Raw genomic sequence first — 25,027 nt, 5'->3', positions numbered from 1 at the left:
CGGTCGCGGCATCCGCTCGAAGGACAGGGTCGTCGCGCGGGCCGCGCGCCGGATCGCGGGGAACCGGAGGTCGCGTGGCGGCCGCCCGCAGAGCGGGTGGGGGACAGCCTCCAAGGGCGGACGCGGAGGACCCCCTCCCGCGGATGCGCCGACAGGAGGACCATGGAGTCGTGGAGCGCAGGTGGGTGTGCCTGGCCGTACTCGGCCCGATCGGCGTCGCGTCCCTCGTGTACGTCGTCGTCGTGCGCGGGGTCGTCGAGGCGAACGTCGATCACGGCCTCGGCTGGCCGCTGCTCGGCATCCTGCCCCTCTTCGTCTTCGGGATGTGGCTGCTGACGGTGTCGTCGTCGCGCACGGCGGTGTTCATCGCGCTCGCCGCGACGGCGCTGCTCGCGGGTTCGGCGTACGAGACGTTCGTGCAGCGGAACGCGGAGATCCTCGCCGAGCCCTGGTTCCCGCTCTTCAACGTGCTCGGACTGACGGCCGACGGGCTGGCGACGGCGGCGTTCCTCGTGGTGTTCGCCACCTTCCCCGACGGCGTTCCGGAGCGGCGGTGGCAGCGCGCGGTGATGCCCCTGCTGTGGCTGCCGGCCCTGGCGGGAGTGCTCACCCTCGTCACGACGCCGCACGTCGTGATGTCGCCGTACATCGGCATCAGCGGCGAGGGGATCCCGAACCCGTACGCCGTGCCGTGGCTCGAGTGGGCGGCCCCCGTGGTGCTGGTCGCGTCGGTCCAGGCGGGGGTCGCCGTGGCGCTCGGGCTCGCCGTGCTCGGCACGCGGGCGCTGTTCGGCGCCCCGGAGGTGCGGGCCCGCACCCGCGTGATGGCTGTCACCATCGCGGTCGCGATGGTCGCCTTCGGCCTCTGGACCTTCGTTCCCGGCCTGCCGGGCGTCGAACTGCTCGTCTACGCCTCGCTCATCGCGCTCCCGGTCGCCGCGATCCACGGGATCTTCCGGTACGGCGCGTTCGAGATCGCGCCGGGCGACCGCGGACGACTCGTCGCTCGCTCGTCGAACCTGCTCATCACGGTGGTCTACGCCGCCGCGGTCGCGACGCCGGCCGTGCTGCTCTCGCCGCCGCTCCGGGCGATTCCCGCGATCCTGCTCACCACCGCGGTCGCGGTCGCGCTGCTCCCGGTGCGCACCTGGCTGCAGCGCCGCCTCCACCGCGTCCTGTTCGGCGACCGCGATCGCCAACTCGCGATGCTCGCCGACCTCGGCACGCAGCTCGAGCACGCCGGCGAACCGCACGAACTCCTGGCCCGGCTCGCCGAGGCGGTGCGCCTCGGACTCGACGCGTCGTGGGTGCGCATCCGCACGTCGGCGACGGATGCCGCGGCCGACGAGCGCGCCGCCGGGATCTCCGATGCCGGGAGCTCCGACGCCGTGGCCGACGACCTCGCCGGCGTCCTGCCCGACGTCGTCGCGGGTCGACTCGACGCCGGCACCGCGGGCCCGGTCGAGACCTGCGACCTCGTGCACGGCGACGAGGTGCTCGGGCGCATCGAGGTCGGACCGCGCCGGCGCGGCGACTACTCGGAGGACGAGCGGACGCTGCTGCGCACGGTCGCCGGCCAGGCCGCGGCATCCGTCGCCACCCTGCGTCTGACGGCGCAGCTCGCCGCGCAGCTCGACGAGCTCACCGCGTCGCGCGAGCGGCTCGTGGCGGCGCAGGACGACGAGCGTCGCCGGCTCGAACGCGACCTGCACGACGGCATCCAGCAGGACGTGGTCGCGCAGATCGCCGGCCTCCGGCTCGCGCGCAACCGGCTGCAGCGCGGCGAGCTGACCGCGGCCGAACTCGCGGAACTGCAGGACCAGGCCCGTGCGACGCTCACCGACCTGCGGGAGCTCGCCCGCGGCATCCACCCGCCGGTGCTCAGCGACAACGGCCTCGTCGCCGCGGTCGAGTCGGGCGTGGCGCGGTTCCCGATCCCGCTCGAGGTCGAGGCGGATGCCGCGATGCGGGCCGAGCGTTTCCCCGACGACGTGGAGACCACGGCGTACTACGTGGTGCGCGAGGCGCTCGCGAACACCGCCAAGCACGCGCACGCGACGCACGCGAGCGTCGCCCTCACGCGTCGGAACGGCACGCTGCGCATCGCGATCAGCGACGACGGGTGCGGGATCGACGAGGCGACGGGCGAGGGCGGCGGAACGCCGGCGGCGGCGGCGGTGCTGCGCGCGTCGCACGGCGGGCTCGCGAACATCCGCGACCGAGTGGCCGCACTCCGGGGCACGGTGCGCGTCGGTCCGAACGAGCCGTCCGGCACCCGGGTGCTCGTCGAGCTGCCCGTGACCGCCCGGGGCGCTGGGGCCTCCGATGGATGAGGCCGGCACGCTCCGCGTGGTCATCGCCGAGGACAACTACCTCGTTCGCGAGGGCGTGCGACGGCTCCTCGAGGACTCGGGCGAGGTCGACGTCGTCGCGTCGGTCGGCAACGGCACGGAGCTCCGCGATGCGGTGCGGCGGATGTCTCCCGACGCGGTGCTCACCGACATCCGGATGCCGCCGAGCCATCACATGGAGGGCATCGAGGCCGCGCACGACATCCGGGCCTCCTCGCCCGAGACCGGCGTGGTCGTGCTCTCGCAGCACGCCGACGAGAGCTACGCGATGGCGCTGTTCGCCGACGGATCGGCGGGTCTCGGCTACCTGCTGAAGGACCGCATCGGCGACCTCGAGGACCTCGTGCACGCCCTGCGCGAGGTGCGTGCGGGCGGTTCGGTCATCGACCCGCAGATCGTCGACACGCTCGTGCGGCGCCGCAGTGCGGCCGCGTCGAGCCCGCTCGCGGCCCTGTCGCCGCGCGAGCTCGAGGTGCTGCGCGAGATGGCGCGCGGCCGCACCAACGCGGGCATCGAGCAGGCGCTGTTCCTGTCGTCGTCGACCGTCGAGAAGCACGTCAACGCGATCTTCACGAAGCTGCGGCTGCCCGAGTCGGGCGTGCACCGCCGCGTCGCGGCCGTGCTGGCGTTCCTGCAGGACGGCGGGGGCGCGGCCGCACCGTCGGAGTAGCCCGCGGGCCGGGCCGGCCTCGCCGTCAGCCCGCGAGCACCGCCGCGAGGCTCTCGCGCACGATCGCGAGGCCGCGGCGGAGCTCCTCCTCGGTGATCGTCAGCGCGGGCAGGAACTTCAGCACCTCGTCATGGGCGCCCGAGGTCTCGATCACGAGGCCGCGCTCGAACGCGGCCTTCGAGACGCGGCCGGCGAGGGTGCGATCGCCGTCGCAGGCGATGCCCTGGAACAGGCCGCGGCCGCGGACGACGAAGCCCTGCTCGGCGTGCTCGGCGGCGATCGCGTCGAGCTCGCGGCGGAGCAGCGCCGACTTCGCGGCGACGCCATCCATGAACGCCCCGTCGGCCCAGTAGGTCTCGAGCGCGACGCGCGCGGACACGAACGCGAGGTTGTTGCCGCGGAAGGTGCCGGTGTGCGCGCCGGGCTTCCAGACATCCACCTCGGGGCGGAGCAGGACGAGCGACATCGGCAGGCCGGATCCCGAGATCGACTTCGACACCGTCACGATGTCGGGCACGATGCCCGACTCCTCGAACGCGAAGAACGCGCCCGTGCGGCCCACGCCCGCCTGGATCTCGTCGAGGATCAGCAGGATGCCGCGGGCCTCGGTCATCGCGCGGAGGCGCTGAAGCCAGGCGGGACTCGCGACGTTGATGCCGCCCTCGCCCTGCACCGCCTCGACGATGACCGCTGCGGGCAGGTCGAGCCCCGAGCCCGGGTCGTCGAGCATGCGCTCGAACAGGTCGAGCGTGTCGACGTCGGGTCCGAGGTAGCCGTCGAACGGCAGGCGCGCGACGTCGTCGAGCCCGACGCCGGCGGCGGCGCGGTAGTGGCTGTTGCCGGTGGCGGCGAGGCCGCCGAGGCTCAGGCCGTGGAACGCGTTCGTGAACGCGACGACATTCGAGCGGCCGGTCGCCTGCCGGGCGACCTTGAGCGCCGCCTCGACGGCGTTCGCGCCGGTCGGGCCGGTGAACTGGAGCTTGTGGTCGAGGCCGCGGGGCGCGAGCACGAGGCGCTCGAAGGCCTCGATGAACGCCTTCTTGGCCGAGGTCGCCATGTCGAGGCCGTGGATGATGCCGCCGCGCTCGAGGTACTCGATGAGCGCGGCCGTGAACGCGGGGTTGTTGTGCCCGTAGTTCAGCACGCCCGCGCCGGCGAAGAAGTCGAGGTACTCGCGGCCGTCGGCGTCGACGAGCGTCGAGCCGGAGGCCCGGTCGAAGACGGTCGGGAAGGCGCGGACGTACCCGCGAACCTCGGACTCGCGACGGTCGAAGACATCCAGGGCGGTGGCGCTGCTCATGGCAGGGCGACTCCTCTCGAGGAAGGGACGGTGAGATGAGACTACGTGCTCCGTCCGGGAGTCCCGTGCACGCGGCATCCGCCCTGACCGGCGGACGACCGGCGCGCTACGAACGGGCCGGCCAGGATCCGCCCGGGCCGAGCAGTACGCGCCACACCCAGTCGGCGGCCGTCGCCACCGGCGGGCGCGGATCGCGGGCCAGCCACGCCTCGATCACGCCGAGCGCCGAGCCGGCGATGCCGGCGCCGACGACGTCGAGGGGGAGGCCGTCGAACGCGGGCGTGTCGGCCTTGGTGATGCCCTCCTGCACGATCGACTCGATGCGTCCCCTGAGTCGGGCCATGACGACGGCCGATCCGTGCGGGCCGAGCACGCGGCGGTAGACCTCGGCGTTCTCGTCGAGGTGCGCGAGGTAGTCGAAGAGGGCCTGCGGCGGGCCGGCGAGCGGTTCGGTGAGCTCGGGGAGGTCGGCGCCCGCCGACTCGGCGGCCGCGTCGAGCGCGTCGGCGAGCAGCGTCTCCTTGTCGGAGTAGTGCTGGTAGAAGCTGCTGCGGTTCAGGCCCGCCCGGGTCACGATGTCGGCGACCGTGACGTCCTCGAGCGGATGCTCGCGCGCGAGCGCGAAGAGCGCCTGCTGCAGCGCGCGGCGCGTGCGCTCGACCCGGACGTCCATAGGGGGATTCTGCCAGCCGCCCGAGGCCGTGCCTGCGAGTTCGCCGACGAATGTCGGAATTCCGACATTCGTCGGTTATCCTCGTTCCGGCTCGATGGTGCGCCGCCCACCTCGTGATCCGAAAGGCAGCTTCGGCATGGCAGAACTCCTCTACCGGCTCGGCCGGTTCTCCGCACGACGGTCGTGGACCGTGGTCGTCGGATGGGTCGTGGCCCTCGCCATGGCGGTCGGCGCGTTCCTCGCCTTCGGCGGCACGCTCACCTCGAGCATGAGCATCCCCGGTACCGAGACCGAGCGCGTGAACGAGCAGCTGACCGACGAGCTCGACGGACTCGGTGGGGCGACCGGCACGGTCGTGTTCCAGACCGAGGACGGATCGGCCTTCACCGACGCGCAGGAGTCGGCGATCGGCGACCTGCTCGACGGGATCGCCGGGCTCGACGGCGTCGAGGACGTCGTCGACCCGTTCGCCGCGGCATCCGACCGCGCCGACCAGGAGCAGCAGCTCGCCGACGGCGCCGCGCAGCTGGACGACGCCGAGGCGCAGATCGAGGCCGGCACCGCGCAGCTGGATGCCGCCGAGCAGCAGCTCGACGCCGGCCAGGCGCAGCTCGATGCGGCCGTCGCGCAGGCGCAGGCCGACGGCACGTTCGCGTTCGCCGCCGGCCAGTTCGAGGCGCAGCAGGCCGAGCTCGACCAGGGCCGAGCCCAGCTCGACGCGCAGCGCGCCGAGCTCGAGGCGGGTGCCGCGGAACTGCCCGCGCAGCGCGCCCAGCTCGAGGACGGGCAGCGGCTCGTCGACGCGGCATCCGAGATCCGCACCGTCTCGGAGGACGGCAGCGTCGCGACCGGCGCGGTCATGTTCGAGGACGACCTGTTCACGCTCTCCGACGAGCTCAAGGCCGAGGTCGCGGCCGAACTCGACGGCGCCGGCATCGACGGCGTGCAGGTCGACTACTCCACCGAGATCGCGGCGAGCATCGACGGGCTCATCGGCGTCGGCGAGGTCGTGGGCGTCGTGCTCGCGCTCCTCGTGCTCGTCATCATGTTCCGCACCCTGCTGCCCGCGGTGCTGCCCATCGTCTCGTCGCTCGTGGGCGTCGGCGTCGGCGTCGCGGGGTCGATGGCGCTCTCGGGCGTCGTCGACATGTCGTCGGTCACGCCCGTGCTCGGCGTCATGCTCGGGCTCGCGGTCGGCATCGACTACGCGCTGTTCATCATCAACCGGCACCGCCGGCAGCTCCTCGCGGGCATGGACCTCCGCGAGTCGATCGCGCTCGCGAACGGCACCTCGGGCAATGCCGTCGTGTTCGCCGGCTCGACGGTCCTCGTCGCGCTGCTCGCGCTGAACGTCACCGGCATCCCGTTCCTCGGCGTCATGGGCACCGTCGGCGCGGTCTGCGTGCTCGTCGCCGTGCTCATCGCGGTCACGCTCACGCCCGCACTGCTCGGCCTCATCGGCATCCGCGTGCTGAACCGCCGCGCACGGGCGCAGGTCGGGCACGACGCGCACGCGCGCCCCGAGCTGAAGCCCATGAAGACGGGCCGCGCCCTGCTCCGCGCGGCACTCGCGATCGTCGCGCTCCTCATCGTCGCGATTCCCGCGCTCTCCATGCGGCTGGGCCTCCCCGACGGCTCGTCGGAGGCGGCCGACTCGACCCAGTACCGCGCCTACACGGCCGTCGCCGACGCGTTCGGCGCGGGCCAGAACGGGCCCCTGCTCGTCACGGTCGCGCTGCCCTCCTCGGTCGCCGATGACGACGTCGTCGGCGTGCAGGCCGACCTCGCCGAGCGACTGCTCGAGGAGGACGGCGTCGTCGCGGTCGCACCGGTCGGCGTCTCCGACGACCGGGACTTCCTCGCCTTCCAGGTCGTGCCGGTCGACGGCCCCTCGAGCGAGTCGACCGAGCAGCTCGTGCACGACCTGCGCGCGCTCTCGCCGCTCGACGCCGGCGAGGCGGGCGTCGGCGTCGGTGAGGCGGCCGCCGTCGACGGCGACCTCGAGCTCGGCGTCGCGGGCCAGGCGAGCGGCAACATCGACATCTCCGCCAAGCTCGCGGGCGTGCTGCCGGTCTACCTCGCGCTGGTCGTCGGCCTGTCGCTCATCATCCTCGTGCTGGTGTTCCGCTCGATCCTCGTGCCGCTCATCGCGACCGCGGGCTTCGTGCTGTCGCTCTTCGCCGCGTTCGGCGCAGTGGTCGCGATCTTCCAGTGGGGCTGGCTCGGCGCGCTCTTCGACGTGCACGACCCGGGCCCCGTGCTGAACTTCGCACCGATCATCATCATGGGCGTGCTGTTCGGCCTCGCCATGGACTACCAGCTGTTCCTCGTGTCGGGCATGCGCGAGGCGTGGGTGCACGGCGTGCCCGCCCGTACCGCGGTCGTCGCGGGCATGCGCAACGGGCGCGCGGTCGTCACGGCCGCCGCGATCATCATGGTCTCGGTGTTCGGCGGGTTCGTCTTCTCGCACCTGACGATGGTCCGGCCCCTCGGCTTCGGCCTCGCGATCGGCGTGCTCTTCGACGCGTTCATCGTGCGGATGCTGCTGATCCCCGCCGTCATGCACCTGCTCGGCGAGTCCGCGTGGTGGCTGCCCAAGTGGCTCGACCGGATCCTGCCGAACGTGGACGTCGAGGGCGCCGCGCTCGAGCGGACGCACCCGGTGCACGGGGCGGAGCCGGGCGGATCGGCCGATGCGACCGGCGCGCCCGCCGACGCCGGCGACGACGCGCGCACGGCCGAGCTCGAGCCCGAGCCGACCCGGTAGTCGGGGCAGGTCACGGCGACGGATGCCGCGGGCGCGCGCTCGCGGCATCCGCTGCGTGCGTTCACGGGCCCGCGGGTCGACCCGGGTCCGGGTCCGGGTCCGGGTCGGCCGGACCGGGGCGGCCGCGGTCGCCCATCCGTCGCGTCCGCCTCGTCCGTGCTTGCCCGCCGCCCCGGGGCGCGCCATCGTGGGACGATGACCGCCGACGATGCCCGGCCGCACGACCGCCGGGGGGCCCTGCTCGCCGAGGCGCGCGAGGCGGCGGCGCGGCGTCGCCCCGTCGACCTGCTCGCGCAGTGGGCGGATGACGCGACCGTCGCTGCGTCCGCGGTCGACCTCCGCACGAGCGTCGCGCTCGATGCGCTCGCGCTCGAGTCGGCGCCGGGGTACGACGCGGTGCTGCTCTCCCCGGTCGCGCCGCTCGGCGCCTCCTCGGTCATGGCGCCGACCTCGCAGGATCGGGTGCTGTCGACGATCCGGCCGGTCGAGGTCGTCTCCGACCCGACCAACGTGCTCGCGCTCGAGGCCGCGCGGCGCGTGCGCGCCGCGCCGGGCGAGCCCGTGCGACTCTGCACCGTGCACCAGGTGCTGCGGATGCAGCCGGTGCCGCCGGGGCACGGGCACACGCGCCACTTCCGGCTGTTCGCGCTCGCGGACGCCGGGCGTGCGGAACCGTCCGACGCGTTCGAGGTCCGGTCGGTGGTCGCGCACCTCGCGGTCCACCGTCGCGTGATCGACGCGGCATCCGCTCGGTTCGGGTTCCCCGTCGGCGACGCGCGGGCGATCGTGCGCGCCGATCCCGCTCGGCCGGCGCTCGGCGACCGGGTCGCCGAGGCGATCGCGGGGGAGTTCCCGGACGTTCGCGTGGACCGGGAGGCGCTCGACGGGTCGTACTACGACGGGCTGCGGGTCGGGTACGGGGTGGCCGTCGGGGGGCGCGGCGAGTTCCGGGAGATCGTCGACATCGGGCGGGTCCGATGGGTCGGCGAGCTCGTCGGCGATCGTCGGGTGCGGTTCGTCACGAGCGCGATCGGGCTGCAGCTGCTTGCGACGTTCGGCGCCGGGCGACCCTCGGGGTGAACTCCTGACGGCGCACGGAAACCTCCCGCGGTCAGGGGTTTGCGGGCCGTGGGCATGTCGGAGGGTGCTGCTTGACTGATCGCATGACGCCGACCCCGACCGCCGCCCTCGAGCGCGCGGCCGCCGTCGGCGCGTCAGCCGGCGATGCGCTGGGCGACCTGCTCGCCGACGTCGCCGCGCTCGAGCGGATGATCCGCTGGGCGCAGGCGCAGCAGTACCGCGCGGTCGAGGCGGCGCGTCGGCTCCATGCCGAGGTCGAGGGCGTGACCGGCTCGAGCGGGTCGGCCGAACGCGAGATGGCGACGCGGTCGTTCGTCGCCGAACTCGCGACCGTGCTCGTCGCGCCCGAGGCGACGGCGGGCCGGCTCGCGGCCGACGCCGGTCGGCTCGCGGGTCCGCGGGCGGCCACCCTGGTCGCGCTCGCCGCCGGCACGGTCGGCGTGCCGCACGTGCGGTCGATGCTGGAACTGACGGGCGACCTGCCGGTCGACTCGGCCGACGAACTCGAGCGGCGATCGCTCGACGGCGCCGCGCAGCGGACCAGCAGCGACTTCCGGCGGCGTGTTCGTCGGCTGCGCGAGAGGCTGCATCCCGAGCCGCTCGCGACGCGTCGCCGGCGCGCGGCCGAAGAACGGCGCATGCACCTCGATCCGGCGCCCGACGGCATGGCGTGGCTCAGCCTCTTCATGGAGGCCGAACGTGCGGTCGCGATCGTCGACCGGCTCGACTCGCTGGCCGCGGCATCCGTCGACCGAGGGCGCGGGGCGCCGAACGAGACGTCGCGCGATCGACGCACGTCCGCGCAACGCTGCGTCGACCTCGCCGCCGACCTGCTCATGTCGGGCATCCTCGACGAGGGCGATGCCGCACCTGCGACGCGACGCATCGCTCCACGCGTGACCGTGACCGTTCCGGTGCTCAGCCTGCTCGGCGTGACCGACGAGCCGGCCGAACTCGACGGGTACGGTCCGATCGACGCCGAGACCGCGCGGATCATCGCCGCGCATGCGCCGAGCGTGCGCCGCCTGCTCGTCGACCCCGAGACCGGTGCCGCGCTGTCGTACGGGCGCACCTCGTACCGCGTCGGCGCCGACCTCGCCGGGTACCTGCGGGTGCGCGACGGCCGCTGCCGCTTCCCCGGGTGCTCGCGCCGCGCCGTCCGTTCCGACATCGACCACACGACCGCCTGGGCGCACGGCGGCGGCACCGATGCCGACAACCTCGCCCACCTGTGCCGCACGCACCACCGACTCAAGCACGAGAGCGGATGGCGCATGGTCAATGAGCCCGGAGGGGTCATCCGCTGGGCCTCGCCCGCCGGTCACGTGCTTCGGACGTACCCCGAGGTGCCGTTCGATCCCGTCCCGCGCAGTTCGCGGGTGGGCGCGCCACCGCCGGCGGGCGTGATCGATCGATCCGGTCCGGAAGCACCGCCGTCGCCCGAACCTGTCCTGCCGACGGCGGGCCGCGCCGAGATCGGCGACGACGTCGAACCGCCATGGCTGCACGCTGCGCCGGCGGCGTGAGCGGAGGGAGCTGCGCACGCCTGCGCGACCGCACGCGTCGCGCGACCTGCCCGTGCCCGCGCGCCGCGCTACCTGCCCGTGCCCGCGCGCCGCGCGCGTCAGGCGGGCACCGTCTCCAGCCGCTGCGCGCGCAGCGCCGCGACGTAGGCGCGCGCGTGATCGACCCTTCGCGGACGCCGGATCCGCATCGCGTAGCGGAAGCGCTCGCCCGGTGCGGCCGGGATCACGTTCGGATGCGCCGCGCACGACGGACCGCCGAACCGGATGCTGATGCTGCCGTCGCCGTTCCTGGCGAGGTCGCGGCCGGGGTACCCGCCGAGGACGGGATCGAGGCGACCCGCGTCGTCGAACTTCAGCACCGAATAGGAGCCGCGGGCGGGATCGACGGGCGGAGGCTCGAACGTCCAGATCTCGCATCCGCTGCTCGTCGCCACCGCCTCGAAGTACACGCCGTGCTCGGCCGGCAGGCTGCCCCAGCCGATCGCCGTGCCGACGAGGTGGGCGTCGCGATCCGTGTCGCGCTTCGAGCCGAAGGCCCGAGTCAGGTCGACCTCCGCGGCGCGGCGCGCGAGGCTCGCGGCCACGGCACGGCGGGACGCGGCGTCGTACGCTCGCGCGCGATACGGGTACGACGTGGCGGCCTCGATCCGCCGGAGGTCCTGCAGCTCGTTGGCACGCGGGAGTCCGCCCTCGACGCTCGTGCGCCCGAGCACGTACAGGTGCGTGCCGCGCGTGAGGTCCGCAGCGGCCACGGTCACCGACTCGCCCGGACCGACGACGGCGAGCACGTGGTGCGCCTCGTCGACGAGCACGTCGGCCTGGTACTCGTCGGATGGCGCGAGCGACACCGTCGCGCGTTCGCTCACGTCGACGACCGCATGTGAATGGAGCACGTCGGGGTCGGGGCGGATCGCGGACTCCACGAGCGGCTCGCGCTCGTGGTGGAAGCGGTTCACGGGCGACCGCCTCGCCTGCACCGCGAAGAAGTGCGCCGACTGCGCACGGGTGAAGTTCCGGTCGGTGACACGTCGCGGCATCGGCGGCCTCCCTGCCTGGTGGGCTCGCGTGCAGTCTGGCAAGAACGGCGCGCGATCGATAGGCCTTGCGGTCCGTGTCGACGGTGCGACCGATGCCGGGCGGGTCGGGTCGCGCGCAGACGGATGCCGCGGGGATCCCCCTCCCCGCGGCATCCGTGGCCTGCGATCAGCGCGACGCGCGACTCAGTTCGCGATGCCGCCGCAGAGCACCGGCACCGTCGCCTCGAGCGGGATGCCCGCGCCGAGCGACGACGAGCGGCTCGAGAACGGGTCGGCCGGGTTGAATGCGTACATGCCGTTGCGGTCGAAGTCGATGCCGTGGACGACGACCTGGACGGTTCCGGCGTCGGTGTAGCCCGGCACGTCGGTGAACGTGCGCTGGTAGTACAGGTAGCCGTCGGCGTCGGACATCGCGAACCGGTCGAGTGCGAGCGCGCTCGCGGGCGAGACGTCGCCCGTCGAGGTCAGCGAGGTCAGGATGCCGCCGTAGAACGGCGCACCGTCGAGCACGGTGACGACTCCGTCGGCGCCGGCCGCAGCGGGACCGGGGCAGGCCTGGTCGGTCGCCTCGCCGGGCACGCCGTGCAGGTGCATCGCGTGCGGGAGGTTCGGCGAGAGCCCCCATGCCTCGACGGTGACCTGCAGCTTGCCGTTCGGCAGCGCCTTCACCCGCGTCGTGCCGCTCGCGCGGCTCTCCGGCACGTCGGCCGGCTGTACCGCGTTCAGGTCGTAGCTGTAGCTCGCGACCTTGCCGGAGGGGTTGGAGTCGTGCCCGGCGTAGGCGGCGGTGGCTCCGCCGAGCGCCAGGGCGAAGCTCGCCGCCGTGGCGGCGATGATGCGTGGTGCGTTCCTCATGTCGTACTCCCTCGTGCGATCGGGCGTCGGGTCCGCGCCCGTGCAGGGGATTCGGAGCCGAGGCTGCTCCGGATGGGTCGTGGCGGGTGGGGAGTCGCGTCAGTCGAAGAACCGGACGCTCGCGACGCGCAGGCGGTCGCCGTCGGAGCGGACCACGCATCGGACGAGCGCATGATGGGTCGCGCCCGCCTCGTCGACGAACGTGAGGGTGCCCGAGACGCGCTGCGCGCCATCCGCTTCGGCCTGATCGAGCGACGTGGCGAGCTGGACGTCGGTGTGCCCGCGGCCCTCGAGCCGGGCCGTCGCCGCGTCCCGGCAGAGCGCATCGGCGTCGGCGGCCGGTGACGACGTCCCGGCGACGCCGCCGGCGACGATCACCGCGCCGACCACGACGGCGGGCACCGTGATCCGGACCCATAGCGGGATCCGGCGGAACCATCCGGTCTGCGGATCGGCCGGTTCCGGAGCCGCTGGTGCTGCTGATGCCGACGTCGTGGTCGTTGTTGCTGCTGCTGTGGGCGGTGTCTCTTCGTTCATGGCGCGACGGTAGGCCCGCTCGGAGGGTCGCGGCATCCGTGCCCGACACGGAAGTCGGGCAATTCTGCAGGAATGTGCAACCACAGGGTTGCTTAAGGTGAGGGATTCATGCAACTCTAGGGTTGCAGCTCGATTCGAAAGGAACCATCATGGTGAGCATGACCGACAACGAGCCCTCCGTCATCGACGAGGGCACCTTCACCGTTCGACGCACCATCCGCATCGACGCACCCGTCGAGAAGGTGTGGTCCGCCGTCACCGAGCCCGAGCACATCTCGCGCTGGTTCGGGCGGACCGTGCTCGAGGGCACCGGCGTCGGCGCCGAGGGCACGATGACGTTCGAGGGCTACGGCGACGTGCCGATCCGCGTCGAGGCGGTCGATCCGCCCCGCTCGATCACCTACCGCTGGGGGAACGACGACGCCCTCGGGCACCTGCCCGACCGGGTCGACGAGGCCACCTCGACGGTCTTCACGTTCACCCTCGAGCCCGTGCCGGGCGGCCCGGTCGCCGACGGCCCGGTCTCCGACGGCCCGATCGACGGCCGGGCGGATGGCGCCACCGAGCTCACCGTCGTCGAGACCGGGTTCGACCTGACGTCCGACCCGGCAGCGAACATGCGCGCGCACGGCGAGGGCTGGGTGTCCGAGCTCGACAAGCTCGTCGCCCTGTTCGCCGAGGACGGCGACGCGCTCGGCGGCGACGCGCTCGGCCGCGCCCGCGAGGGCGCCGCATGACCACGGGGACGCTGGTCCCGGTGTTCGCCGCCCTCGGGGACGAGACCCGGTGGAGCATCCTGGCCGCACTCGGCGAGGGCGACGCATCCGCGTCCGCCCTCGCCGGGCGCCTGCCCGTCACCCGGCAGGCGATCGCCAAGCACCTCGCCGTGCTGCAGGAGGTCGGCCTCGTCGAGCCGATCCGCGTCGGTCGCGAGGTGCGCTACCGCGTGCTCGGCTCGCGGCTCGGCGAGACCGCGCGCCGGCTCGAGGCCATCGGCGCCGAGTGGGACCGCCGCCTGGCCGCGATCAAGGAGATCGCGGAGGGGCTGTAGGCCGGCGCGTCACCCCGTACGTCCGCGCGTCACCCCGCCTGCACCGCCGCCCAGTCCTCGAACGACGTGGTCGACAGCTCGGCGTCGGGCCCGGGCGTCAGCTCGTCGCCGGCGAGCAGCGTGCCGAAGTACGGCGAGTCCGGCGACGCGACGACCTCGCGCTCGTCGCCGTGGGCCGCGAGCCCACGACGGATGAACTCGGCCATCGGCAGCTTCTCGGGTCCGCCGATCTCGAGGATGCCGTTCCGCGGTACGGACGCGGCCGCACGCGCGACGGCGGCCGAGGCATCCGCTGCCGCGATCGGCTGCATTGAGCCCGTCGACACGTGCACGACGCCGTCGACGGTCGCCCCGTCGGCGATGCGCCCGGCGAACTCGAAGAACTGCGTCGAGCGCACGACGGTGTACGGCTGCCCCGACTCGGCGATCAGTCGCTCCTGGGCGACCTTGGCGCGGAGGTAGCCGCTGTCGGGAAGCAGGTCGGCGCCGACGATCGAGAGCGCGACGTGGTGGCCGACGCCGGCTGCACGCTCGGCGTCGAGGAGCGTGCGCGTCGAGGTTGTGAAGAACGCCATGACGTCGTCGTCGGCGAACGACGGCGAGTTCGAGACGTCGACGACGACGTCGGCGCCGGCGAGCGCCTCGGCGACGCCCTCCCCGGTGAGCGTGTCCACGCCCGAGTTCGGCGAGGCGGCGACCGCCTCGTGGCCGTGCTCGGCGAGCAGTGAGACGACCTTCGAGCCGATGAGGCCGGTGCCTCCGATGACGACGATCTTCATGAGCGGGGTCCTTCCGTCGGGGCCGCGCGTGCCGCGGCCGTCACCTACTCCGACCGTGCGGGCCCGCGATCTGTGACCGGACGCCCCGGCACCGGGCGGCGACGGTTCCAGCGCTCGAGCTTCGCGGGCGACGCCTGCAGCCAGAGTTCCACGATCGCGGCCCCGCCGCCATCGCCGCTGACGGTTCCTGCGCCGCCCTCGATCTCGAGCGCCAGCACCCCGGTCACCGTGCCGTCGTCCCGGCGCAGCGCGAGGCCGGGGCATCCGTTCACCTCTGCCGGTTCGAGTCCGGCATCGGCACGACCGACGAGCAGGCGGGCGAGCGTGCGGATGACGCGGGCGCGCCCGCGCACGGAACCGCCGCCCGAATCTCCGGTGTCGATCGTCAACCGCGCCTCGACGTCGATGAGGCGTGCGAGCGCGACGTCGTCGCCGGCGCGGAGTGCGACGAGCAGGGCCGCCGCCGCCCCGTCACGCCGCACGGGACGCCACGGCGGCGAGCTTGTGCGGGTTCATCATCCAGAGCACCTGGTCGATCGCGCCGGCCGAGGCGACGACCGTGAGCACCGCGAACGTCGTGCCGTCCTTCGCGAGGAGCACCGAGGGTTCGCCGTTCAGGTCGGCCTCGATCGTCTCGACGCCCGCCCAGAAGCGCTCGTGGAACGCGCGCACGAACTTCGCGACCGTCACGCGCCCGCGGACGGGGAACTTCGACGCCCGTACCACGCCGCCGCCGTCGGAGTACGACACGACGTCCTCCGCGAACAGCCGCTCGAGCGCATCGAGGTCGCCGGTGCGGGCGGCGCCGACGAACGCGGTGAGCAGTCGGCGCTGCTCGGCGCTCGTCACGTCGCGGCGGCGCTCGCCGGCGAGGTGCTTGCGCGCGCGGCTCACGAGCTGTCGGGCGGCGGCCTCGGAGACCTGGATGATCCCGCAGATCTGGGCGTACGAGTAGGCGAACGCCTCGCGCAGCACGTACGCGGCGCGCTCGGTCGCTGTGAGCCGCTCGAGCATGACGAGCACCGCGAACCCGAGCGCCTCGGCCCGTTCGGCGCCGAGCGTCGGGTCGGCGCCGGTGTCGACCGGCTCGGGCAGCCACGGACCGATGTAGGTCTCGCGGCGCACGCGCGCCGACTGCAGGGCGTTGATCGCGAGCCGCGTGGTCGCGGTCGCGAGGAACGCGGGCGGATCCTCCACCACGCTGCGGTCCGTGCGCTGCCAGCGCAGCCACGCCTCCTGCACGATGTCCTCGGCGTCGGTCGCGCTGCCGAGCATGCGGTACGCGATGCCGAAGAGGCGTCCGCGCACGGCGGAGAACACGGCGAGCGCGTCGTCGAGGTCGTCGGCGTCGAGTCCGTCGGCGTCGAGTCCGTCGGCGTCGTCCATGCGGTGATCCTCTCGCTCCGGTGGGAGCGCCACCAGCCCCCGCAAGCTCCGACCGGATCGGCCGCCGGAATGTGACATCCGGTGGCCGATCCGATCGGGCGGTGAGGAGAACGGATGACTCGCCGCGTGTTACGCGGCCGCCCTCGTCTCGCTCACGGCACGCACGGCCTCGAGCACGACCTCCGCGACCGCATCGGGCTGCGAGACGCTCAGCGCGTGCGACGCGCCCTCGATCTCGCGGGTGCCGCGCGAGCGGGCACGCTCGGCGCCGGCACGGTGCACGGCGACGGGGATGTTGCGGTCCTCGCTCGCGAACACGTGCCACGAGGGCGTGTCCATCCATCCGGGCCTGGCCGCCCGGACGGGCTCCTGCAGCGCGGCCTCGGTGACCGGGCGCTGCGTCGCGCCCATGAGTCCGGCGGTCTTCGGGTCGACGTCGGCGGCGAACTGCTCGCGGAACACCTCGCGGCGGATCGTGAACTCGACGCCGCCCGTGGAGATCGGGTGGGCGTCGAGCGCCTCGCCGAGCGTGCTGCCCGGCTCGCTCGTGGAGAGCGCGAACGCGCTGTCGCCGGTCTCGGGCACGAACGCGCACACGTACACGAGCGCGGCGACCTGATCGTTGGCCGCGGAGGCCTCGCTGATCACGAGCCCGCCGTAGGAGTGGCCGACGAGCACGACGGGTCCGTCGATCGAGGCGACGACGTCGCGCACGGCGGCGGCGTCGCCCGCGAGGCTGCGGAGCGGATCGGCGGCGGCGACCGAGGTGACGCCCTCGGCATGCAGGCGTTCGATGACGCCGTTCCAGCTGGCGGATTCTGCGAAGGCGCCGTGCACGAGCACGACGGTCGGCTTCCGGTTCGACATGGTGGGTTCCTTCCGGTGTGGCGGGTGTCGAGAGCTTGGACCGGAAGGCCCGCCGTGATGTGACCGATCAGGCGTCGCCCGCGGCTCGCTCGCGCGCCGCCGCCGCCTCCAGCCCGTCGAGGATGAGGTCGAGCCCGAAGTCGAAGGACCGCCCGAAGTCGTACCCCGGCTGCAGCACGTACTCCTGCGTGAAGCGGACGAGGTGCGGGTGGTCGCCCGTCGGGAGCGGGAGGATGATCTCCTCGGCCGCCTCGGTGAGGTCGCCCTGGTGGTCGCCGAACGGCAGCGCGGCCTCCTGCATGGCGAACCCGTACACGAAGGCGTCGACGACCGCGAGGCCGTGCGCGATGAACTCGAGCGGGAGCCCGGAGCGGTACCAGCAGGCGACCAGCGCGTCGTGGTGGCCGAGCGTGCCGGCGCCCGGGTTCGTGCGCGATTCCATGAGCGGCGTCGCCCATGGATGCCGTCGCAGCACCTCCCGGAGCGAGACGGCGCGGGCCCGGATCCCCGTCCGCCATGCGTCGTCGGCCGGCGGGCGCTCGATCTCGTCGAAGACGAGGTCGATCATGCCGTCGATGATCGCCTCCTTGTTCGCGACGTAGTGGTAGATCGTCATCGGCTTGACGCCGAGGTGGTCGGCGAGCCGACGGATGGTGAGGGGCTCGATGCCCTCGCGGTCGGCGAACTCGATCGCGCCGTGCAGCACCCGGTCGCGGTTCAACGAGCCGCGGACGTGGGGTCGCTCGGCCATCGTCGTGTCGGTCATGGCATCCATTCCATCATTCGGTCTTGACTCATCGTACTTAGTACGAGTAGTGTCTCACACCAAGTCGTACTAAGTACGAATCAACTCCCGAGGAGAAGGACATGCAGTCCCAGACCGGAACCACGACCACGACCACGACGACGCGCACCGCCGCCACCGCGGTCGGCCGTGTCGCACCCGCGACGATGACCGCCGTCGTGCAGCGCGCCTACGGCGACGTCGACGTGCTCGACGTCGACCGCATCGACGTGCCGCGCCCCGCGGCCGGCCAGGTGCTCCTCGAAGTCCGGGCGGCGGGCCTCGATCGCGGCACCTGGCACCTCATGACCGGGCTGCCGTACCTCACCCGCCTCATGTTCGGCTTCCGTCGTCCGACCCAGCCCGTGCCCGGGTTCGACGTCGCGGGCGTCGTCGTCGCCGTCGGCGAGGGCGTCGACCGGTTCGACATCGGCGACGAGGTGTTCGGAATCGCCGACGGCAGCTTCGCCGAGTACGCGGTCGCTGAGGCGTCCACCCTCGCCCGCAAGCCGCGGTCGGTCTCGTTTGACGAGGCCGCTGTCGTGCCGGTCTCGGGGCTCACCGCCCACCAGGCCGTCCACGGCAGCGGCCGCGTCGCCGCCGGCCAGCGCGTGCTCGTCATCGGCGCCTCCGGCGGCGTGGGCGGGTACGCCGTGCAGCTCGCGGTGCGCGCGGGCGCAGAGGTCACCGGCGTCGCGAGCGCGGCCAAGGCCGAGCACGTCCGCTCGCTCGGCGCCGTGCGCGTGATCGACTACCGCGCGACCGACGTCTCGAGGGGCTCGGAGCGCTACGACCTCATCATCGACATCAACGGCCGGCTGCCCGTCCGTCGCCTGCAGCGGATCCTCACCCCGCGGGGCACCCTCGTGATCGTCGGCGGCGAGGGCGGCGGCCGGCTCACGGGCGGCCTGCAGCGTCAGCTCAGCGCCCCGCTGCGCTCGCTGTTCACCCGCAAGCGCCTCACGTTCTTCATCTCGAGCCACGAGCAGGACGCCATCGAGGAACTCGCCGACCTGCTCGCGGCCGGCGAGCTCACCGCGACCGTCGGCCGCACCCATCCGCTCACCGAGGTGCGCCGCGCCATGAGCGACCTCGTGGCCGGCCGCATCGCCGGCAAGGCCGTCATCATGGTCGGCCGCTGACCACCCGACCCCACCTGGAGGACCCCATGCCCACCACCGAACTCACCCGGCCCGATCACGCCGACGTCGACGACGCGCAGACGCGTCGGCGCGCCGCCCGCATCGCGGGCCTCGGCTACGTCGCGATCTTCGTACTCGCGATCTTCGCCAACTTCGTCGTCCGCGAATCGCTCGTGCACCCCGGCGACGCGGCGGCAACGGCGGCGGATGTCGCGGCATCCGAGTCGCTCTTCCGCGGCGGCCTCGCCGCGTTCGTCGTCGTGTTCCTCATCGACGTGCCGATCGCGTGGGCGCTGTACGTGCTGTTCCGGCCGGCGGGGCGCGACCGCTCGCTGCTCGCCGCGTGGTTCCGCCTCGTGTACACCGTCATGCTCGGCGTCGCCGCGGTCTTCATGTTCCTCGGCCTCCAGCTCGTCACCGGCGGCCCGGGCACCGGCACGATGGGCCCCGAGGCGGGCCTGCTCATGTTCGAGGCCTTCGACTACGCGTGGCTCGTCGGCCTCTTCGCGTTCGGCGTGCACCTCGTGCTCCTCGGCCGCATGATCGTCGCCTCGCGCATCGCGCCCGTCTGGCTCGGCTGGACGCTCATCGTCGCCGGCGTCGCCTACGGGGTCGACACGCTGGCCGTCACCCTGCTTCCCGACTACGCGGCGATCGCCGACGTCATGCTGCTCGTCGTGGCGATCCCGTCGATCGTCGCCGAGCTCTCGTTCACCGTGTGGCTGCTCGTGACCGGATGGCGCCGGCCGCGCGTCGCGGCCGAGGTCGCGTAGCCGGGAGCGGCTCGCGTCGGCTCAGTCCGGCATGGCCCGGCGCTCGCCGACCGGGCCGGTCGCCTGCGGGAACGCGAGCGAGCCCGCGGCGACCCACCATTCCATGACGTCGAACGCGAGCCGTCCGGCCACGACCGAGGGGTCGGCCGCCGAGAGCCGGGCCGCCTCGGCCCGGTTGCACGCGAAGATCGACATGCCCCGGTACGACGGGTCGCTCTGCTCGCCGAAGGGGCCGTTCGCGACGATCACGCCGCTGCGGCGCAGCTCGGCCCGGTACGCGAGGTGACGCGCCTGCAGCGCGTCGAGCTCTGCCTCCGGGAGCTCGGGTGCATCGTCGGGGCGACGCAGCACGACGAGCGTGACGACGTCGAACGCGTCCGGGATGTCGGGGCTCCGCGGCATCCGTCGCTCAGGCGTTCTCGAGCTCGGCGATCACGATCTTCTTCTGCCGCATCATCACCTGGATCTGCTCCGGGCGCCGCGTGAGCTCGCCCATGTTCGCCGGGATGACCTGCCAGCTGACCCCGAACCGGTCCTTGCACCACCCGCACGCCTCGGCGTCGGGAACGTGCGAGAGCCGCTCCCAGTAGTGGTCGATCTCGGCCTGGTCGGCGCACGCGACGATGAACGAGATCGCCTCGTTGAAGGTGAACAGCGGGCCGCCGTCGAGGCACGTGAACGGCACGCCGCTCAGCGTGAACTGCCCGTTCAGCACCTTGCCCGACATGCCGCGGAAGTGCTCGTCGAGCGACTCGTCGGGGTACTCGTCGACGCGGTCGATCGAGGAGTCCGGGAACACCTCGACGTAGTATGCCATCGCCTCGCGGGCCTGGTCGTCGAACCACAGGCACGGCTGGATGGGTGCGAGTTCGGCCATCGGAACCCCCTCGTCCGGGTCTCGCGCGGGCGCGCGATCGGGGTCAGCGTACGCCGATGGCGTGCGGTCGGCGACAATGGAACGTGACGCGGACGGTGACGACGAAGGTGATCGACATGGGCGAGCAGCAGGCGGATGCGACGACGGATGCCGCGACGGATGACGCGACCCATGCCGCCGGCGGCATGCATACGCCCGGACACCACGCGATCGGGTGCCCCGAGTGCTTCGTCGAGCTGCAGCAGAACCACGACTGGTGGAAGGCGCGGCCCGAGGGCTCGCGGCTCGTCGGGCTCGTCGTGCCGCGCGACGACATGCCGCCGATCCTCGAGCAGCGAACCGCGCTGACGCGGTTCGGCGTGCAGATCCTCGACTTCCGCTACCCGACGCCCGACATGCCGGAGACGTGGGAGCAGCGCCTCGGCCGCCTGTTCGCGACGCTCCAGGCGGGCGACGTGCTGGTCGTCGTCAACGAGCTCGCGCTCGGCCGCTCGCCCGAGGAGGTCGCGCGCACCATTCGCACGCTGCGGCGCCACAACCTCGTCGTGAAGGTGCTGGGCCGCGGCGCGCCGCACCTGGAGGACGCGCGCGGGTGAACCGCGCGGGTGGAGCCGGCGTGACCACCGACCGCGACCTCGCGCGCTGGCGACTGCGCTCGCAGCTGCTCGCCGCGCCGGTCGCGGACGCCGAGACGGTCGTCCGGACGCTCCTCGGCGTGCAGGCCGAGAACCCGTCGCAGTCGGCGTGGGCGGTCGCGACCCGGACCGCCTCGCCGAGCCGGGAGGACCTCGACGCGGCGCTCGCCGAGGGCCGGGTGATCCGCACCCACGTGCTGCGTCCGACCTGGCACTACGTGCACGCCGACGACCTCCGTTGGCTGCTCCAGGTCACCGCGCCGCGCGTGATCCCGGTCGCCGTCCAGCAGTTGCGGCCGCTGGTCGAGCGGATGACGCGGCTCACCGATGTCGTCACGTCGATGCTCGCCACGACACCGGACCGAACGCGCTCCGAGGTCGCCTCCGGGCTCGCGGAACGCGACGAGTCGCTCAGCAGCTTCGAGCTCATGCTGTTCCTCGCCCACCTCGAACTGCACGGCATCGTCTGCGGCGGCGTGCCCCGCGACGGCGAGCACACCTACGCGCTCCTCGACGACCGCGTGCCCGCGGCCGCGCCGCGCGATCGGGACGAGGCGCTCGCCGAGCTCGCCGCGCGGTACCTCTCGTCGCACGGCCCCGCGACCGAGCGCGACCTCTCGTACTGGGCGACGCTCACGCTGACCGACGCGCGGCGCGGCATCGCGGGTGCGGCCGGTCGGCTGGATTCCTTCGAGCACGACGGCCGGACGTTCTGGCACGCGCCAGGCGAGTCGCCGGCATCCGTCGCCCCCTCGGGTGGAGCGCCCGACGCGCACCTGCTGCAGGTGCTCGACGAGATGTACCGCGGCTACCAGGACTCGCGCTGGGTGATCGACGCCGACGGACTGGTCGGGCGCGGCCGCGAGACGGCGATCGGCATGGCGCTCGTCGACGCGCAGTTCGTCGCCGCGATGCGGCGGCGGATCGGCACCCGGGAGGTCGCGTTCGAACTCAGGCCGTACCGTGCACTGCGCGCGGACGAGGTCGCGGCCCTCGAAGCGGAGGCGACCGCCTACGGCCGGTACCTCGACCTCGACGCGCGGGTCGAGCTCCGCGCGGGCTGACAGGCTGCCTGGGCTGCCGGGGCTGACAGGGCTGCCGGGGCTGACGGCGGCGGCCGGGTCTTGACGCGATGTGAGCGGCGGAGTACCTTGGTCGCGAAATCGGTCGATCGACCGAACGAATCGGGAAGGCGTCATGCCGACGAACACCACCGTCCCCCGCATCCTCGACGCCACGCGTCGCCTGGTCGTCGAGCAGGGCTACGCGGCCCTGTCCACGCGCAAGGTCGCCGACCTCGCGGGCGTCCCGCTCTCGCAGATCCACTACCACTTCGGGTCGAAGGAACTCCTCGTGCTGTGCATGCTCGACGCCGAGAACGCGCAGCTGCTCGAGCGGCAGGGCGCGATGTACGCCGAGGACGAGCCGCTGTCGCAGCAGTGGGCGACCGCGTGCGACTACCTCGACGACGACCTCGCGTCGGGCTACGTGCGGGTGCTGCTCGAGATGATGGCCGCGGGACTGTCGAACGAGCTCATCGGCGAGCGCGTGCACGACATCATCCACGGGTGGTCCGAGGTGCTCACCACCGCGGCGCGCCGGCACGCCGACCGGGGCTTCTCCTTCGGCCCGCTCAGCATCGACCAGGTCGTCGCGCTCACGTCGGCGGCGTTCGTCGGCGCCGAGCTGCTGATCCTCTCGGGCCATGAGGACCAGTTGCCGCTGCGCGAGTCGCTCCGCGCGATCGGCACGCTGATCGAGTCCGGCGAGCGGGCGATGGAGCGGGAGGTCGCCTGATGGAGGTCGCGACGCCGACCCTCGAGGGTGACCTCGAGCGCGCCGGGGCGACCGTCCACTACGAGGCGTACGGCGAGGCCGGGCCGACGATCCTCCTCCTGCCGACCTGGGAGCTCGTCCACGAGCGCGTGTGGAAGATGCAGCTGTCGTACCTCGCGCGCCACTTCCGCGTCGTGATCTACGACGCCGTCGGCGCCGGGCGCTCGTCGCGCCCGCTCGACCCCGCCCGGTACAGCTTCGGGCACCGCGTCGCCGACGCGATCGCCGTGCTCGACGCCACCGGAACGGATGCCGCGGTCGCGGTCGGATTCTCGATGGGCGGCGAGATCGCGATCAACCTCGCCGTGATGCATCCGGACCGGGTCCTCGGCATCGTCTCGATCGGGGGCCATCACCCGTGGGTCGTCCCGCTCTCCGAGCGCACGCCGGACGTCCCCTACGACCCCGTGGCGAACCCCGAGCCCGAGGGCTGGGCGAAGTTCGACACCCGCTACTGGCAGCGCGACTGGACCGACTTCGTCGAGTTCTTCATGTCGCAGGTCGCCTCCGACCCGCACTCGACGAAGGCGTGGGACGACCTCGTGGAGTGGGGCCTCGACCAGCGGCCCGACGTGCTGGCCTGGTCGATCGCCGACGACTACGACGAGCTCACGGTCGACGAGGTCCGCCGTCGCCTCGAGATGCTCCAGACCCCGACGCTGCTCATCCACGGAAGCGAGGACCGGATCACCTCGATCGAGTCGTCCCGGGTGATGCAGCGGATCCTGCCCGACGCGGAGCTCCTCGAGATCGAGCACGCCGGCCACGCGCCGCAGGTCCGGTTCCCGGTGCGCGTGAACCACGCCATCCGCGCCTTCGCCGACCGCGTCCTCGGCACCACCCGCCTGGACGGCACGTGGTGGATCGGTCCGGGGCGCGAGCAGACGGTGCTCTACCTCTCCTCGCCCATCGGGCTCGGCCATGCCCGCCGCGACCTCGCGATCGCCCAGGAGCTGCGGGCGCTGCATCCGAACGCCCGCATCGACTGGCTCGCCCAGGACCCGGTGACGCGAGTGCTCGCGGTCGCGAACGAGCGCCTGCACCCGGCATCCGCAGCCCTCGCCAGCGAGTCGTCGCACATCGAGCACGACAGCGGCGACCACGACCTCGCGGTGTTCCAGTCGATCCGCGACATGGACGAGATCCTCCTGCACAACTTCATGGTGTTCGAGGAGGTCGTCGCGTCGGGGGAGTACGACCTGGTGATCGCCGACGAGGCGTGGGACGTCGACCACTACCTCTTCGAGAACCCGAACCTCAAGCGCGGGGCGTTCGCGTGGATGACCGACTTCGTCGGCTACCTGCCGATGCCGTCACGCGGCCCGCGCGAGGCCGCGGTCGCCGCGGACTACAACCTCGAGATGATCGAGCACGTCGACCGGTTCGGCCGGGTGCGCGACGCCGCCGTGTTCGTCGGGTCGCCCGACGACATCGTGCCCGACGCCTTCGGGCCCGGGATGCCGCGCATCCGGGACTGGACCGAGGAGCACTTCGACTTCTCCGGGTACATCACCGGGTTCGACCCCGCGGCGCTCGGCGAGAAGGCCGAACTGCGGGAGCGACTCGGGTACCGCCCCGACGAGCGCGTCGTCATCGCGGCGGTCGGCGGTTCGGGCGTGGGCGTCTCGCTGCTGCGCCGGATCGTGGCGGCCGCCGAGGCCGCGCACCGCGCCATCCCGGGCATGCGGATGATCGTGGTGACCGGTCCGCGCATCGATCCCGCGAGCCTCCCGCAGGTGCCCGGCGTCGAGTACCGCGCGTACGTGCCCGACCTGCACCACCACCTCACCGCGTGCGACCTCGCGATCGTGCAGGGCGGTCTCACGACGACGATGGAACTCACGGCCGCCAAGGTGCCCTTCATCTACGTGCCCCTGCAGCAGCACTTCGAGCAGCGGTTCCACGTGCGCGCGCGCCTCGACCGCTACCGCGCCGGCCGCTTCATGGAGTACGACGACCTCGAGCCCGAGGCGCTCGCCGCGGCGATGGCCGAGGAGCTCGGGCGCAAGGTCGACTACCGCGATGTCGAGACGGATGGCGCGGCGCGCGCGGCGCGCCTGATCGGGCGGCTGCTCTGACGCTCGGTCGGGTGCCGGCGAAT

Annotated in this window: 25 protein-coding genes; 13 read left to right on the top strand and 12 right to left on the bottom strand. The window is 73.0% G+C overall.

From position 1 onward, the window contains the following. Nucleotides 1-170: 170 nt before the first annotated feature. Complete coding sequence (locus tag GLX25_RS19410) at nucleotides 171-2,333, top strand: sensor histidine kinase (protein WP_155842943.1); 2,163 nt, start codon at nucleotides 171-173, stop codon at nucleotides 2,331-2,333. Continuing rightward, complete coding sequence (locus GLX25_RS13445; RefSeq protein ID WP_155842942.1) at nucleotides 2,326-3,021, top strand: response regulator transcription factor; 696 nt, start codon at nucleotides 2,326-2,328, stop codon at nucleotides 3,019-3,021. The genes GLX25_RS19410 and GLX25_RS13445 overlap by 8 nt, the downstream gene beginning before the upstream one ends. A gap of 25 nt (nucleotides 3,022-3,046) precedes the next feature. On the opposite strand, the gene ectB is transcribed toward GLX25_RS13445, so the two are convergent. After that, complete coding sequence (gene ectB / locus GLX25_RS13440) at nucleotides 3,047-4,321, bottom strand: diaminobutyrate--2-oxoglutarate transaminase (RefSeq protein WP_155842941.1); 1,275 nt, start codon at nucleotides 4,319-4,321, stop codon at nucleotides 3,047-3,049. Between the two features lie 106 nt (nucleotides 4,322-4,427). After that, complete coding sequence (locus GLX25_RS13435; RefSeq protein WP_155842940.1) at nucleotides 4,428-4,994, bottom strand: TetR/AcrR family transcriptional regulator; 567 nt, start codon at nucleotides 4,992-4,994, stop codon at nucleotides 4,428-4,430. Nucleotides 4,995-5,130: 136 nt separating this feature from the next. Between GLX25_RS13435 and GLX25_RS13430 the strand changes: the two genes are divergently transcribed. From GLX25_RS13430 to GLX25_RS13420, 3 genes are all read left to right on the top strand, one after another. Next, nucleotides 5,131-7,761: an MMPL family transporter gene (locus GLX25_RS13430; protein WP_155842939.1), complete on the top strand. Its 2,631-nt coding sequence runs from the start codon at nucleotides 5,131-5,133 to the stop codon at nucleotides 7,759-7,761. Between the two features lie 195 nt (nucleotides 7,762-7,956). After that, on the top strand, nucleotides 7,957-8,841 hold the full coding sequence (locus GLX25_RS13425; RefSeq protein WP_155842938.1) for a hypothetical protein: 885 nt from the start codon (nucleotides 7,957-7,959) through the stop codon (nucleotides 8,839-8,841). A gap of 83 nt (nucleotides 8,842-8,924) precedes the next feature. Further along, entirely contained in the window at nucleotides 8,925-10,367 is a 1,443-nt protein-coding gene (locus GLX25_RS13420) for an HNH endonuclease signature motif containing protein (RefSeq protein ID WP_155842937.1), read from the top strand. A gap of 98 nt (nucleotides 10,368-10,465) precedes the next feature. On the opposite strand, the gene GLX25_RS13415 is transcribed toward GLX25_RS13420, so the two are convergent. The 3 genes from GLX25_RS13415 to GLX25_RS13405 all read right to left on the bottom strand — a co-directional run bounded on the left by GLX25_RS13415 (nucleotide 10,466) and on the right by GLX25_RS13405 (nucleotide 12,796). Continuing rightward, entirely contained in the window at nucleotides 10,466-11,404 is a 939-nt protein-coding gene (locus GLX25_RS13415) for a hypothetical protein (protein WP_155842936.1), read from the bottom strand. Nucleotides 11,405-11,587: 183 nt separating this feature from the next. Then, entirely contained in the window at nucleotides 11,588-12,259 is a 672-nt protein-coding gene (locus GLX25_RS13410) for a hypothetical protein (protein WP_155842935.1), read from the bottom strand. A gap of 99 nt (nucleotides 12,260-12,358) precedes the next feature. Continuing rightward, nucleotides 12,359-12,796, bottom strand: coding sequence for a hypothetical protein (locus GLX25_RS13405; protein ID WP_155842934.1), 438 nt, complete (start codon nucleotides 12,794-12,796; stop codon nucleotides 12,359-12,361). Nucleotides 12,797-12,954: 158 nt separating this feature from the next. Here GLX25_RS13405 and GLX25_RS13400 point away from each other — a divergent pair, with 158 nt between their 5' ends. Then, nucleotides 12,955-13,533, top strand: coding sequence for an SRPBCC domain-containing protein (locus GLX25_RS13400; RefSeq protein ID WP_240898345.1), 579 nt, complete (start codon nucleotides 12,955-12,957; stop codon nucleotides 13,531-13,533). After that, nucleotides 13,530-13,847: an ArsR/SmtB family transcription factor gene (locus GLX25_RS13395; protein WP_155050560.1), complete on the top strand. Its 318-nt coding sequence runs from the start codon at nucleotides 13,530-13,532 to the stop codon at nucleotides 13,845-13,847. The genes GLX25_RS13400 and GLX25_RS13395 overlap by 4 nt, the downstream gene beginning before the upstream one ends. Before the next feature lie 29 nt (nucleotides 13,848-13,876). On the opposite strand, the gene GLX25_RS13390 is transcribed toward GLX25_RS13395, so the two are convergent. The 5 genes from GLX25_RS13390 to GLX25_RS13370 form a co-directional block, all read right to left on the bottom strand. Next, nucleotides 13,877-14,626, bottom strand: coding sequence for an SDR family oxidoreductase (locus tag GLX25_RS13390; protein WP_155842932.1), 750 nt, complete (start codon nucleotides 14,624-14,626; stop codon nucleotides 13,877-13,879). A 44-nt stretch (nucleotides 14,627-14,670) separates the two neighbouring features. After that, nucleotides 14,671-15,108 (bottom strand): sigma-70 family RNA polymerase sigma factor family protein, encoded by a 438-nt coding sequence (locus GLX25_RS13385; RefSeq protein ID WP_155842931.1) that lies wholly within the window; start codon nucleotides 15,106-15,108, stop codon nucleotides 14,671-14,673. Beyond that, nucleotides 15,098-16,012: an RNA polymerase sigma-70 factor gene (locus GLX25_RS13380; protein ID WP_155842930.1), complete on the bottom strand. Its 915-nt coding sequence runs from the start codon at nucleotides 16,010-16,012 to the stop codon at nucleotides 15,098-15,100. The genes GLX25_RS13385 and GLX25_RS13380 overlap by 11 nt, the downstream gene beginning before the upstream one ends. 129 nt (nucleotides 16,013-16,141) lie before the next feature. Next, nucleotides 16,142-16,879, bottom strand: coding sequence for an alpha/beta fold hydrolase (locus GLX25_RS13375; protein WP_155842929.1), 738 nt, complete (start codon nucleotides 16,877-16,879; stop codon nucleotides 16,142-16,144). Nucleotides 16,880-16,946: 67 nt separating this feature from the next. Next, nucleotides 16,947-17,645: a TetR/AcrR family transcriptional regulator gene (locus tag GLX25_RS13370; protein ID WP_240898344.1), complete on the bottom strand. Its 699-nt coding sequence runs from the start codon at nucleotides 17,643-17,645 to the stop codon at nucleotides 16,947-16,949. 101 nt (nucleotides 17,646-17,746) lie between these two features. Here GLX25_RS13370 and GLX25_RS13365 point away from each other — a divergent pair, with 101 nt between their 5' ends. Beyond that, nucleotides 17,747-18,805 (top strand): NAD(P)-dependent alcohol dehydrogenase, encoded by a 1,059-nt coding sequence (locus tag GLX25_RS13365; RefSeq protein ID WP_240898343.1) that lies wholly within the window; start codon nucleotides 17,747-17,749, stop codon nucleotides 18,803-18,805. Between the two features lie 26 nt (nucleotides 18,806-18,831). After that, nucleotides 18,832-19,578 carry a DUF4386 domain-containing protein gene (locus GLX25_RS13360; RefSeq protein ID WP_155842928.1) on the top strand — a complete coding sequence of 249 codons (747 nt, stop codon included), beginning with the start codon at nucleotides 18,832-18,834 and terminating at the stop codon, nucleotides 19,576-19,578. Nucleotides 19,579-19,599: 21 nt separating this feature from the next. Here GLX25_RS13360 and GLX25_RS13355 read toward each other — a convergent pair whose 3' ends face one another. Next, nucleotides 19,600-19,980 carry a YciI family protein gene (locus tag GLX25_RS13355; protein WP_155842927.1) on the bottom strand — a complete coding sequence of 127 codons (381 nt, stop codon included), beginning with the start codon at nucleotides 19,978-19,980 and terminating at the stop codon, nucleotides 19,600-19,602. 7 nt (nucleotides 19,981-19,987) lie between these two features. Continuing rightward, a complete protein-coding gene (locus GLX25_RS13350; RefSeq protein ID WP_155842926.1) occupies nucleotides 19,988-20,455 on the bottom strand; it encodes a VOC family protein in 468 nt (155 codons plus the stop codon). Nucleotides 20,456-20,538: 83 nt separating this feature from the next. Here GLX25_RS13350 and GLX25_RS13345 point away from each other — a divergent pair, with 83 nt between their 5' ends. From GLX25_RS13345 to GLX25_RS13330, 4 genes are all read left to right on the top strand, one after another. Then, the gene (locus GLX25_RS13345) at nucleotides 20,539-21,051 is read left to right on the top strand and encodes a recombinase family protein (RefSeq protein WP_271192461.1); all 513 of its coding nucleotides are present in this window, start codon (nucleotides 20,539-20,541) and stop codon (nucleotides 21,049-21,051) included. Nucleotides 21,052-21,071: 20 nt separating this feature from the next. Next, complete coding sequence (locus GLX25_RS13340; protein WP_155842925.1) at nucleotides 21,072-22,154, top strand: winged helix DNA-binding domain-containing protein; 1,083 nt, start codon at nucleotides 21,072-21,074, stop codon at nucleotides 22,152-22,154. Nucleotides 22,155-22,287: 133 nt separating this feature from the next. Beyond that, nucleotides 22,288-22,887 (top strand): TetR/AcrR family transcriptional regulator, encoded by a 600-nt coding sequence (locus tag GLX25_RS13335; RefSeq protein WP_155842924.1) that lies wholly within the window; start codon nucleotides 22,288-22,290, stop codon nucleotides 22,885-22,887. After that, nucleotides 22,887-25,004 carry an alpha/beta hydrolase gene (locus GLX25_RS13330; protein WP_155842923.1) on the top strand — a complete coding sequence of 706 codons (2,118 nt, stop codon included), beginning with the start codon at nucleotides 22,887-22,889 and terminating at the stop codon, nucleotides 25,002-25,004. The genes GLX25_RS13335 and GLX25_RS13330 overlap by 1 nt, the downstream gene beginning before the upstream one ends. Nucleotides 25,005-25,027: the final 23 nt, after the last annotated feature.

The sequence above is a fragment of the Agromyces luteolus genome (assembly GCF_009729855.1).
Taxonomy (GTDB): Bacteria; Actinomycetota; Actinomycetes; order Actinomycetales; family Microbacteriaceae; genus Agromyces; species Agromyces luteolus.
Note: the sequence above shows the minus strand (reverse complement) of the source record. Positions and strands in the feature narration are given on the sequence as shown.